Origin of the sequence: Phytoactinopolyspora limicola (assembly GCF_011320225.1) — a bacterium.
GTDB lineage: Bacteria > Actinomycetota > Actinomycetes > Jiangellales > Jiangellaceae > Phytoactinopolyspora > Phytoactinopolyspora limicola.
This window is the reverse complement of record NZ_JAAOEN010000016.1, coordinates 75052-87871: the sequence shown is the minus strand read 5'-3', so window position 1 is coordinate 87871 and position 12820 is coordinate 75052. Positions and strand designations below refer to the sequence as shown.

Genomic DNA, 12820 nt, shown 5'->3' with positions numbered 1-12820 from the left:
CGGACATAAGGACGCTTACTGTCGCCAGGGCAACAACAAGGAGGCTTACTGCACACGGCAGCGTGCCGTAAGGAAGCTTGCGGCAGCCAGCACCACGGATGGCTATCGCCACCATGCACGCCGACACCAAACAGGGCACGGCGACGCGGTGCTCACGGTGCGGCGAAGCCGAGACCCCGCGCGCTCAGCTCGTCCCCGAGGATGCGCACGGCCTTCGGACCCACCCCGTGGATCTTCAGCAGTTCGGCCGACGTGACCTCGGTGAGCTGCTCGTATCGGGTGTAGCCGTGTATGGCCAGCTCACGACGGGCCACCTTGCCGATGCTGGGTGGAAACTCCGTCGGGTGCGGTGCGTCGTCGGTCATCGCCCATCCTCCACTCGCTGACTCGTACCTCCGAGCGGAGTGTACGGTCCCGCAGCCACCCCCGGTATTTGGGGAGAGAGCTCAACTCTTCAGCGAACCGGCCATCAGCCCCCCGATGAACCACCGGCCCAGCAGGATGTACACCACCAACGTCGGGAACGACGCGATGAGCGCTCCGGCCATACTCGACGAGTAGTCCGTCAGCTGCCCGCCGGCCAGCGCGTTCAACGCGATCGTCACCGGTCCGTTGCGGGTGTTGGACAGGAAGATGGCGAACAGGAAGTCGTTCCACACCGACGTGAACTGCCAGATCAGCGTCACGACGAAGGCTGGTGCGGATAGCGGAAGAATCAGCGACCGATAGGTCCGCAGCATGCCCGAGCCGTCGACCTTGCCGGCTTCGATCAGCTCGTTCGGGATGGTCGTGGAGTAGAACCCCCGGAAGATCAGCGTGCAGATCGGAATGCCGTAGACGATGTGCACCACGATCAGTGTCGGCACACCGCTAGGCAACCCGATGTCACCGGTCAGCTGACGCAGCGGGATCATCACCGCCTGGTACGGGATGAACATGCCGAACAGGAACAACATGAATACCAGGTCCGCACCAGGGAAACGCCACCTGGACAGCACGAACCCGTTCAGCGATCCCAGGACGGCCGCGACGATCGACGCCGGGATAGCGATCGCGAACGAACGCCACAACGACGGGCTGAGTGCCTCCCATGCGTTGCGCCAGGCATCAAAGGTCCAGTCTTGCGGCAGCGCCCAGGCACCTCGGATGCCGACCTCGGAGGCCGGCTTGAAGCTGGTCACGAACAACACGTAGACCGGGATCAGCACCACGATCACGAAGAAGATCAGCAGTGCGTACCGCACGGTGCGGGCGGTGCCGGCCCGGGCATCGACCCGGCGACGAGGCGGTGGCGTGGCCCCGGCCACCGGCCGGGCAGGAGTCTCGACGGTCATCGCTGGCGCTCCGCTCTCGCGTTGCTGATCAGGTAGGGCACGACGAGCACCGCCACGACCACCAACAACACGACGGCGATCGCCGCGGCCTTCGCGTAGTCGTTGGCCAGGAGGGTCTGCCACATGTAAACCGCGGGCACCTCGGTGAGGTATTGGGCCCCGGACACCGCCATGATCAGGTCGAACATCTTCATCGACATATGCCCGATGATGATCAGCGCGGACAGCGCCACGGGCGACAGCTGCGGGAAGATGACGTGCCGATACAGCTTGAACTCGCTGGCGCCGTCCATCCGGGCCGCCTCGCGCAGTTCGTTCGGGACACCGCGGAACCCGGCGAGGAACAACGCCATCACGTACCCGGACAACTGCCAGATGGCGGGCAACGCCATCGCCGCCATTCCCCAGTCCGGGTGTGACCACCACGGGTTCTGAAGGAAGTCGAGGCCGATCATGCCGAACAGGGCGTTCAGCCCACCGGCGTTCTCTCCCTCGGCGCTGTTGAGCAACCACCGCCAGACCACACCGGAAGCAACGAACGATACCGCCATCGGAAACAGGTAGGTGGAGCGGAAGAACCCCTCGGCCGTGACCCCTTTTTCCAGCAGGAACGCCCACAGGACACCCATCACCAGAGTGCCGACGACGAACACCACCGTGAGGATCAGCAGGTTTTGCAACGAGTGGATGAATCTGTCGTCGCTGGCGAGGTCGGTGTAGTTGTCGACACCGACATAGTTCTCGGCCGGTTGTGCGCTGTGCCGGTCGGTCAGCGACACGTTCACGGTGGCGCCGATCATGCCGTAGACGAAGATCCCGATGAGCACGATCGACGGGGAGAGCAGGAGCAGCCCTGGTCCCCAGGTCTTGATCCGGTATTTCATCCGTCAGCCTCATGGTCTGGTGGGTCGCGGCGGAGGACAGCACCGCGGACGCCAGCGTGGGCGGAACCCCTCCCCGTCGTTCCCATGATCATTGGCTTCTGGCTACCGGATCCGGTAGCCAGAAGCCAATGATCATGGGGACGACGGGGAGGGTGGGGACTACTGGGCGGCCGCGGCCAACTGTTGTTGGAGCTGGGCGACGTCACCACCGGCGCTGAACTGCCCGACCGCGCTGTTCACCGCGTCGATCCAGCCCACGGGCGCAGCCGAGCCATGGGCCAGGGACAACGCGAGCGAATCGGTCGACCAGTCCTCCAACGCGGACTGCAGGTACGGGCCGTAGTCGCTGGGATCGGTGTCGGTGCGAGCCGGGATGGATCCCTTCTTGGTGTTGAACTCACGCTGACCGTCGTAGCTGCCGACGACGTCGAGCCAACATTCCGTCCCGGCGCGGTTCGGCGCACCAACCGGCAGCACGAACGCGTCCGCGAGCCACTGGAACACACCATCGGTGCCCGGTGCGGGCCACCATAGGTAGTCGTCCTCCGGGGTGAGTCCGTCGGCGTCGAGTTTGCCGGCGGCCCAGTCGCCCATGAGGTTGTACGCTGCTTCACCGCCGGTCACCTTGTTCACGGCGTCCGGCCAGTCGAGGCTGGCGCGGTCGTCGTTCGTGTAAGACATAACCTGGCCGTACTTCTCCAACGCCGCTGTGACCTCGGCCGCGGACCAATCGGTCGAGCCGTCCCACAGGCCGTTGAAGGCGTCTGGTCCGAGTTCGGCGAGCAGGACCGCCTCCAGCAGCATGGTCTGAGTCCAGTCGACGGCGACCGCTAGGGGAGCCTGGACTCCGGCGTCGCGCAGCGTCTCCATGTCGGCCAGCCACTCGTCGACGGTGGCGGGCGCGTCGGTCGACAGACCGGCACCTTCGAGGACGTCGGGGTTGACCCAGACAACGTTGGCGCGATGGATGTTGGCCGGTACGGAGTAGATCTGCCCGTCCATCGTGATGGCGTCGAGCAGTTCGTCGGAGATGCTGCCGGTCAGGCCCCACTCGTCGTAAAGGTCGGTGAGGTCTTCGAGTTGGCCGGCCTCGACGTAGTCGCGTAGCTCTCCACCGGCGTGAGCTTGGAAGGTGTCGGGTGGATCGTCGGTTTGCAGCCTCGAGGCCAGGACCTGCTTGGCGTTCGCACCAGCGCCGCCGGCGATCGATGCGTTGAGGAACTCGAAGTCGGAGCACTCCTCGTCGAAGACGGCGACGAGCCCGTCCAGACCGGCTTTCTCGCCTCCTTCGGTCCACCAGCTGAAGACTTCGACCTCGCCGTTGCCTTCACCGCCGGAGCCCTCACCGGTGGAGCCGTCGTCGCTGTCGTCACCGCCGCATGCGGCGAGAACGAGCCCAACAGCCAGCAGCGCGGCGGGCAGTGACTTGCGCATGCGCTTCCCTCCTCATCATCGTGCCCCCGGGTCCCCCGCTCGACGGGAAGTCTCTCCGCGGGCCACGGTAGGCCTGGTAAGCATGGGTTTTCGTCGTCTCATGGGTCAGGGAGATAACGTTGTCACCCCATGACAGCTATAACGACGCTGAACTGTCAAGCAGCTATCGAAGTCTGATGGCACCTGTAACCCATCCGTGACTCCGCGCCCGATGCTCGTCGCCGGGATCGTGGTTGGAACGCACCCAGAGTCTAGGCAGCCACTAGCTGCGACGTGGCCAGCAGTTTCTTGATCTCCAGCGCCGCCGCCCGGCCCGCGCGGTTGGCGCCGACCGTGCTCGCCGACGGGCCATAGCCGACCAAATGCAGCCTCGGCTCCCGCACGACACGGGTACCGTCCATCCGGATCCCACCGCCCGGTTCGCGCAGCCCGAGCGGGGACAGGTGCGCCAGCGCCGCTCGGAACCCCGTCGCCCATACGATCACGTCCGCGCCGACGAACCGCCCGTCGTCCCATCGAACTCCGTCAGCGACGATGCGGTCGAACATAGGCTCCCGCTCCAGCACACCCTTGGCCAACGCCTCCTGCACCACCGGGGTGTATCCGAGTCCGGTCACGCTGACCACGCTGCGGGGCGGCAGGCCGGCGCGGACCCGTGCGTCCACCGCTGCGATCACCTGGCGGCCGTAGTCGTCGGTGAACTCTGCCCGCTGGAAGTCCGGTGGACGACGGGTCACCCAGGTCGTCGACGCCGCGACGTCGGCGATCTCGGACAACACGTGAGTGGCCGAGTGACCACCACCGACCACAACGACGCGCTGACCAACAAACTCCGCAGGTCCCCGATAACCCGCATAGTGGAGCTGACGACCGGCGAAGTCGGCCGCACCGGGGTAGTAAGGCCAGTACGGATGCGTCCACGTGCCAGTGGCGTTGACCACGGCACGTGCCGCCCACGTTCCCTGGTCCGTCTCGACGACCAGCCGATCCGCGACGCCGGAGCGGACCGCACGGACCACCACGGGACGCAGGACTGGAATGCCAAACGTCTGCTCGTACTCGCCGTAATAACTGGCGACGACCTCGGCAGCGGGTTGGGGGCTGGCGTCCGGCCGATCCGAGTGGCGAGCCCCGGGCAGATCGAAGATGCCGTGGACCTTGTTCATCGTCAAACTCGGCGAGCGTTCTTGCCACGCCCCACCGGGACCTGCGCTGGAGTCGAAGACCACGATGTCGCGCCCGGCCTCGAGTCCCAGGCGGAGCAGGTGATGGGCAGCTGAGAGACCAGCCTGTCCCGCACCTATCACGGCGACGTCGACGTCGCGGGGAGACGCTGTGCCTGCCATGTCCACGTCAACTACACGCACCGCGACGTTCATCCAGATTCCGACGCGATCTCGATCACAACGATCAGCCCTCTCTCCCGGTGATCATTGGCTTTTGACTACCGAATTCGGTAGTCAAAAGCCAATGATCACCGGGAGAGGGCGGGGCGGGGGTTAGCAGTTCGGCCGGCACTGCCGTTCGAGCATCGCCCGGAAGAAGATCTCCTGGATGTCAGCTGGGTCCTCGGCTTGATACGCCGTCGAGCCGGTCACCTCCGAGATCTGCCGGAGCGCGTCCATATCCGCCTCCGGGCCGATGCCGATGGTGATGAGCAGGATCGGGCGGGCCGGGTCGTGTTGCGCCTGCAACTGGGTCAGCAACGTGTCGAGATCCATCCCGGGCGCCATGTCCGGGGCACGCTCGTCGGTGCCATCGGTGAGAAGCACGACCGAGTTGACCTTGTTCGGGTCATAGCCGTCCCTGACCTCCTGGTACGCAGCCCACATCGTGTCGTAGAGGGCCGTCCAGCCTCGGACCTCGGAGTCTGGAAGCCCCAGCGTCTGCTCGGTCAGTGCGTCTCTGCGGGTGCCGTCGCCCACCTCTTCGGTAAGAGGGCCGATATCTACCAGTTCCCGCCAGTGGTTCGGCGGATCCTCCTCGGTGGAGAACACCCATAGGCCTAGCTCACCGGTGGGCGGGATGAGCTCCAAGGCGGCAAGGTTGGCGTCCCGCACCAACTCGATCCGGGTCTCCTCTCCCCCATCGGTCTCCCACATCGATCCAGACACGTCGATCACGGCTAACATCCGCATCTCCAAGGACAGAGCCGCCCAGTGCCGCAGCGCCGCCCGGACCGCCTCTGGCTCAGGAGTGTCCATAACGGCGGGCATTTGCGCCTGCACCGCGTCGGAAGACTCGGCGGCCGCACCGGCCACACCGTCGGGACCGCGGAAACCGGCGTCATGCAGCACGCCAACGGCGCCCGCTCCGGTCAGGGCGTCGACCACCTGGGCCACCACCGCTGGCTCAGCCTCGTCCTGGCTGTTGTCACCCGCGACACCCACCTCGACCGCCGGATAGTCGAGGATGGCGGTGCCTTCGGCCGGATACAGCGCAACGACGGGGTGGTCGGGGTTGCTGGAGTTGTGCGAAAGCACCGACTGTTCCGTCGCCGTGAACAAAGGTGCGGCGCCGGGATCGTCGAGCACCTGCCCGTAGGCTTCACCGACATCACCGACGGCTGACCTGGACACCGTGGTCAACGTCTCGACCAGCCGGGTCTGTGCGTCCTCGGAGTCGCCGACGGCGGCTTGCACGGCTAACAGCGTCGCCAGGCCCTCCGTTGTGCTCATCGGGTCTGCGATGGCGACGGTTGCTTCTCCGGCAAGAGCGTCGGTCCAGGCGAATTCCGCGTCCGGCCATCCGAGTTGGTCTCGTGCGACGTCCTGCGGGGCGACCATCACTAGCGGCGACGTCGCGATAGGCCGAGCCTCACCCAGCGGCGCGCCCGCCTCCGCCGCCCGGGCGACCCACAGGCTGGACTCCGGCACCCATACGTCCGGGCCGTCGTCGCCGGCCAGCGTCTCGACGGCCACCGACGACGGGACGGAGCTCACGTCGACCGAGATACATGTGACCCCTTCTGACGTGCCATCCGGCTCGGCTGCGGCCAGGATGTCGTCCAGCACTGGAGCGATCGTGGGTGCGGCCACTACCGTCACCTCATGGACGTGCTCGCACTGAGCCTGACTGTCGGCGGCCTCGGTCGGTGGCTCGTCGTCGGTACCGAAGAGCGCGTCCCGGGCCAGGACCGCGCCACCGGCGGCCAGCAGGGCGAAAATGATCACGACGACGCCCAGCCGGGTCGACCGACGGCGTCGGTGCCGGCCACGTTGCGAATGGCGTCCACTCATCTGGCTCCGATCCCCCTCACGGAACAGCGATCGGAAGACTAGTCGAAAATCGGGCAAACCGGAACTATTGCTGCATATAGCGCCGCCGCTCCACCTACCGAGCCGGCAGGGACCCTGCGGCCACAACCCACCGACTCATGCCCAACGAACCCCCGACGTTGGCGACGATGCCCAGCCGTCGACCGCTCCAGGCGGGCGACAACACGCGCCGGCGAACGTGGGCATTTCGGTGTTGATGACACGTATGACATCAGTCAGTGACGTCGAAATTGACATATACCTGACCACGGTCGAGTTCGGCGTGTATGAATAACCCTAGAGTCTGTACCAAGGCAGGCTCTGAGTGCGTCCGAGGGATGCGCCGGCCTGGTCGAGGTGGGGTTGTTTCGATGGTCGGCCGGTCGGCTGAATGGGGGAAGCCGACGTCTGCCGCGCCTATGCGAGCCCGCCACTCTGGCCAGGTGCCCAGAGAGTAAAGGAGCGCCATGAGCACCACTTCCCCCATCGCCCGCCGTCGGCGGACCCTGCCGGCGGCGGCCGTCGTCGTCGCACTGCTCGCCACCGGCACAGCTGTGGCGATCGCCGACCCCACCCCCGACCCCTGTCCCGATCCATATCCGGTCGGCGACGTGACCGACGGGTTGACCGCCACCGGACTCACCGTCGAACGCGGCAGCGACCCCGAGCCGTTCACCGCCACCGTCGTCGGGGTGATCAACGACGGTATCGGCCCAGGAATAGACATGATCATCGCGGACACGGAGTCCGCGGCCATCGAACGCGCCGGCGGCATCTGGTCTGGTATGTCCGGCTCGCCGGTCTACGCCGACGACGGCCGGCTCATCGGTGCGGTGGCCTACGGCTTCTCTCTCGCGCCATCACCCATCGCCGGCCTGGTCCCAGCTGAGGACATGCACCGGCTGCTCGACCACCCCAGTGAGGTGCCGACCCTCACCAGCGGCGACGCCTCCGCACTACCCGCCGAACTCGCCGACCACCTCACGCGGTCCGGCAAGATCGACGCCGCGCAGGCCCGCGACGGGTTGCGACGGCTCACCCTCCCGGTAGCGGTCTCCGGAGTAGGCGCCGACCGGTTCGACGCACTCACCGAGCGGTTGGCCGACCGCGCCCAGGAGATACGCGCCTATCCGGCCGGATCGGTCGACACCGACCAGCCAGGCGACACCGGCGACATCCAGCCAGGCGGGAATTTCGCCGCCGCCGTCTCCCACGGCGACGTCACGTTGGCTGCCGTCGGCACCACCACCTCCGTCTGCGGAAACGATGTCCTGGCGTTCGGACACCCGTTCCTCTGGGCGGGCTCGTCGGCGCTTACCGCACACCCGGCCGAGGCGGTCTTCGTGCAGCGTGACAACACGTTCGGTTCATTCAAGATCGCCAACCTCGGCGGCGCCGTCGGCACTCTCGACCAAGACCGGCTGGCCGGCGTCCGCGCCCGGCTCGGCTCCGTCCCGACCACTATCCCGGTCACCGCCGACGTCACCGCCCCGGAAGGCTCTTACCACGGCATCACCCACGCGGTGCTCGCCGACATGCTGGACGAGATCACCGTCTATCACACATGGTCCGCTTTCGACTCCGCTCTCGACCGGGTAGGGCCCGGCGCAGCTGACATCCGGTGGTCCATCGAGGGGCTACGTGCCGACGGCCAACCCTTCCAACTCGCCGCCGCCAATGTCTACAGCAGCCCCGCCGACGTAGCCGCCGAAGCACCGTTCGGAGTCGCCGACCACCTGATGGCCATCGTCCACAACGAGTTCGAGGACGTGGAGGTCACCGCGGTCGAGCTCGATGCCGAAGTCACCGGCCAGTACAGCTACTACCGGTTCGCCGCCGTCGAGGTGCGCCAGCCCGATGGCTCGTACCAGCCGCCGTCGACGTCGATGCCCCTGCCGGTGGCCGCCGGGTCCGAGATCGGCATCCGGGTGACGCTGACGCCGTACAAGAACCTCGGCGACACCGCCACCATCGAGCTTGCCCTCGACGTGCCTGGTGACGCCGCAGGTTCGTTCGGCTGGGTCGACGTCTCAGGTGGACCGGGCGACGACGACGGCGAGTACGTGGCCGCAATGACCCCGAACTCCACCAGCTTCGACGAGTTGCTCAACGAACTGGAGAACATCACGCCGAATAACGCAGTCGCCGCCATCCTCAGCCTGGACGAAGCCGACGACGTCGTTCCCCCGGCTGCGACACACGAGACGGTCGAGCACGTCGTCCGCGGCCACCACTCCTTCCCGGTCGAGGTCACCGAGTAACACCACCCGGGGCGGCGGAGGACAAGCCGACGGCCAACACCCGCCGCCCCTTCCCTCTCCGCCGTGAGCGGAAAAAAGCTGATCCTTCGAGGCAACCATTCAGACGGTTGGCGACGTCTACTAGATGTGCGGCCGCACGTCTAGGGGTTCAGATTGGCCTGGCCAGACCACAGGGGTGATCCGGCTGGGCCCTCATCGAGGGGAAAGCCATGGGCACCCGTCCAACTAGTGTGCGCTGCCGTGCCGCCATCTCCGTCGCCGCCCTCGCGGCCCTACTCATCACCGCGCTACCCGCGGCCACGACTAGTGCGCAGGAAGCGCCTCCAGACCATCCCGATCCATGTCCTCAACCGTTCCCCGTCTCGGAGCTGGAAGAGGGTATGACCGCCTCCGGCCTCACGGTGGAGAAAGGGACCAGTCCCGACTCATTCAGCGCATCCGTTGTCGGCGTGATCCGCAACGGCATCGCCCCAGACGTCGACATGATCATCGTCGAGGCCGACTCCCCCGCCATCCAACGCGCCGGAGGAATCTGGTCGGGTATGTCCGGCTCACCGGTCTACGCCGACGACGGACGGCTCATCGGCGCCGTGTCCTACGGCCTCACCTGGGCGGCGTCGCCAGTGGCCGGGCTGACCCCGGCCGCCGACATGGCCGAGCTGCTCCGCCGGCCGGGAAGCTTCTCCGCCAAAGCCGCGGAGGAGGTCGAACTGCCGGCCGAGATCCAAGACGACCTCGTCGAGGCCGGTGCGGCCACCCGCAAGGAGACCCGGTCGGGGATGCGCCGGCTGGCCCTGCCACTCGCTGTCTCCGGCCTCACCGAGCAGCGCCTGGCGACGTTCACCGAGCGGATGAAGAAAGAATCGCCCCACGCCCACGTCTACCCCGCTGGGCCTGCCGGAACCGACGATGTGGCCGATCCAGGGGAGATCTTCCCCGGCAGCAACTTCGCGGCCACGTTGTCGACTGGTGACGTCACCGCCGCCGGTGTCGGCACAACAACCATGGTGTGCGACGGCGACCGGGCCATCGCGTTCGGGCATCCGTTCGACTGGTCCGGTACCACGTCGATGGGTGTCCACGCGGCCAGCTCCGTTCTGATCCAGCGCGACGAATTCTTCGGGCCGTTCAAGGTGGCCAACCCTGGTGGCGTTGCGGGCACCCTGGACCAAGACCGGCTGGCCGGGATCCGGGGAATCCTGGGCGCCGGACCAGCCACCATCCCGGTGACCTCGACGGTGACGGCGGGAGATGCCAAACGGACCGGTACCACCCAGGTGGCGGTCCAGGACTTCCTGCCGGTCGCCTCGGCTTATCACATGCTTGGCAACATCGACCGGGTGCTCGACAAGTTCGGCGAGGGCACGGCTCGGACCCGCTGGACCGTGCAGGGCACTCGAGCGTCGGGTGCACCGTTCACCGTCGACGTCAAGAACCGCTATGCCAGCCAGTGGGACGTCGCTGAGGAGGCCAGCTACGACCCCTACCTCCAAGTGGCGGCGCTGGTACTCAACGAATTCGAGGACGTGACGATCAACAAGGTCGACTTCACCGGCGACGTGTCCGAGGACTACACCCGTTACTCGATCTCGGAGATACAGATCCGCCGGCCCGATGGCACGTATCAGCCTGCCCCGAAGACGAAGCCGTTGCGCGTCGTCGCCGGGACCCGGCTCAACCTGCGCGTCGTGTTGGCTCCGTACAAGAACATCGGCTCCCCACGCAACGTCGACCTGTCGGTCGTGGTGCCATCCAGGACCGCCGGCAGCCACGGGTGGGTCGACGTGTTCGGTGGTCCCGGCGATGACGAAGAGGACCGCGAAGATGGCGAGAGCCGGGCCCGCAACTTCGACGAGTTGCTCGACGAACTGGAGAACATCACGCCGAACAACTCCGTCACCGCGCGGCTGAACGTCGAACGGGAATCCGACGACGACTTCGAGCTCGTCCAACGATCACGCCGCGCGACGGTCGACCGCGTCGTCCAGGGCACCGCCGAGTTCCCCATCCGCGTCGTCGCGCCTGCGCGCAGCAAACCGGCGGTTGTCTCCGGCAAGAGGTGGGAGCTCCGCACGGCGCTGAGCGGCGGCCAGCCGGACCGGACCTTCTCCTTCGGCGACGCGTCGGCACAGCCCCTAATGGGCGACTGGAACGGTGACGGCAAGGCCTCTGCCGCACGTTTCAAGGACGGCAAATGGACCATCCGCACCAGCCCCGACAGCACCAAGACTCGCACGGTGACCTTCGGCCGCGCCGGTGACATTGCCGTCGTGGGCGACTGGGACGGCGACGGTACCGACGACATCGGTGTGTACCGGAAGGGTCGTTGGCTGCTGCGCAACTCACTCAGCTCAGGACCGGCCGACCGCGACTTCACCTTCGGCACGTCGTCCTGGCGCCCAGTGGTCGGTGACTGGAACGGCAGCGGGATCGACACCGTCGGGATCTTCCGGCGCGGCGAGTGGCGGCTGCGCAACACCAACAGTGCGGGCGAGCCCCGGTACACGTTCTCCTACGGCCGCACCGGGGACGTGCCGTTGTCTGGCGACTGGAACCGCGACGGCCGCGACCGACCAGGCCTGTACCGCTCGGGCACCTGGTATCACCGCAACACGATCACCTACGGATCGTCGAAGAAGTTCACCTTCGGCACCGCCGACAAGAAGCCCGTGACCTGGGAATAGCCACCCTCGAGGGTCGAGGGGGCCGGGCCGCCCGGCCTCCTCGACCGGCACGGTGATAGCCGTCGTGGCGAACGTCGCTTAGGCCGGCGTGGGCAGCAGCGGCAACACCGTCGCAACCGCATACCAGGCCGCGGCCGCGATCACGACGGCGAAGGTGAACAGCCAGAACGCGGCAGGCACAGCACGCAGCCGGCGAGCCATGAGATAGGCGTCGGAACTCGTCACGCCGCGCCGAGTCGCATGGCTGCGCGCCACCACCCACCACGCCCGCACCGCCCCGACGATCAACAGCCAGGCGAAGGCGAACACCACGACGTTCTGGACCACGGGGTCGCCGAACCAGGCCACCAGGCCCAGCGCCACACCGGTGGCCAGCACCACCCCGACCGTGTGCCAACTGCGCGAGAACAGGAACGTCAACCCCATTCCGGCAACCAACACCCACAGGGCGATCCGGGCCCACCCCTGGGAGGTGGCCCACATCAGGCCGGCTCCGAGTACGGCTGGTGCCGGGTAACCCCACCACAGAGCCCACAACACCCGCACCGTGCCACGACCAGCGAAGTTGGTGGCGCCGGACATGTCACCGTTGACGGTGATGCCATGAAGGCGATAGCCGGCGAGGACCGCGGCGAGCGCGTGTCCGATCTCGTGCACGATGGTCACCGGGTATCCGATGACGTTCCAGGTGGCCCTATGGACGGCGAGCGCGACGGCGATCACCGCCACCGCCAGAACCTGTTCCTCCGGCATCGACAACAACGTCTCGTCCAGCCGGTGCTCGGCGAGCCAGTTCCAGACGTCGACGGTGGCCTCCTCAGGTCGGGCCGTCCCGGGTGGGTCGGCCCGCCCACGGTACTCAACGGTCGACGGCGCTCGGACGCGCCCCACAACAACGGCCCGCACCATCGGTGGTCGTGAGCGATTCCGCTGGTCGTCGAGACGACCGGGTCTCGCTGGTGACCA

The 12820-nt window shown here is 66.9% G+C and carries 9 protein-coding genes; 2 read left to right on the top strand and 7 right to left on the bottom strand.

Annotated features, from left to right (window positions below; genetic code table 11):
• Positions 1-152 precede the first annotated feature (152 nt).
• The 6 genes from G8760_RS24710 to G8760_RS24685 all read right to left on the bottom strand — a co-directional run bounded on the left by G8760_RS24710 (position 153) and on the right by G8760_RS24685 (position 6891).
• A complete protein-coding gene (locus G8760_RS24710) occupies positions 153-365 on the bottom strand; it encodes a helix-hairpin-helix domain-containing protein (protein ID WP_166355509.1) in 213 nt (70 codons plus the stop codon).
• 81 nt (positions 366-446) lie between these two features.
• A complete protein-coding gene (locus tag G8760_RS24705; RefSeq protein ID WP_166355508.1) occupies positions 447-1334 on the bottom strand; it encodes a carbohydrate ABC transporter permease in 888 nt (295 codons plus the stop codon).
• Complete coding sequence (locus tag G8760_RS24700; protein ID WP_166355507.1) at positions 1331-2218, bottom strand: carbohydrate ABC transporter permease; 888 nt, start codon at positions 2216-2218, stop codon at positions 1331-1333. The genes G8760_RS24705 and G8760_RS24700 overlap by 4 nt, the downstream gene beginning before the upstream one ends.
• A gap of 159 nt (positions 2219-2377) precedes the next feature.
• On the bottom strand, positions 2378-3652 hold the full coding sequence (locus G8760_RS24695) for an ABC transporter substrate-binding protein (protein WP_166355506.1): 1275 nt from the start codon (positions 3650-3652) through the stop codon (positions 2378-2380).
• 251 nt (positions 3653-3903) lie between these two features.
• Positions 3904-4998 carry an NAD(P)-binding domain-containing protein gene (locus G8760_RS24690; RefSeq protein ID WP_166355505.1) on the bottom strand — a complete coding sequence of 365 codons (1095 nt, stop codon included), beginning with the start codon at positions 4996-4998 and terminating at the stop codon, positions 3904-3906.
• Between the two features lie 153 nt (positions 4999-5151).
• Complete coding sequence (locus tag G8760_RS24685) at positions 5152-6891, bottom strand: substrate-binding and VWA domain-containing protein (RefSeq protein WP_166355504.1); 1740 nt, start codon at positions 6889-6891, stop codon at positions 5152-5154.
• A 485-nt stretch (positions 6892-7376) separates the two neighbouring features.
• Here G8760_RS24685 and G8760_RS24680 point away from each other — a divergent pair, with 485 nt between their 5' ends.
• Together G8760_RS24680 and G8760_RS24675 are read left to right on the top strand one after the other, a co-directional pair.
• Positions 7377-9170, top strand: coding sequence for a SpoIVB peptidase S55 domain-containing protein (locus tag G8760_RS24680; protein ID WP_166355503.1), 1794 nt, complete (start codon positions 7377-7379; stop codon positions 9168-9170).
• Positions 9171-9379: 209 nt separating this feature from the next.
• Entirely contained in the window at positions 9380-11854 is a 2475-nt protein-coding gene (locus tag G8760_RS24675; protein ID WP_166355502.1) for a SpoIVB peptidase S55 domain-containing protein, read from the top strand.
• Between the two features lie 78 nt (positions 11855-11932).
• Here the strand turns inward: G8760_RS24675 and G8760_RS24670 are convergent, their stop codons facing one another.
• Positions 11933-12745, bottom strand: coding sequence for a M50 family metallopeptidase (locus tag G8760_RS24670; protein ID WP_166355501.1), 813 nt, complete (start codon positions 12743-12745; stop codon positions 11933-11935).
• Positions 12746-12820: the final 75 nt, after the last annotated feature.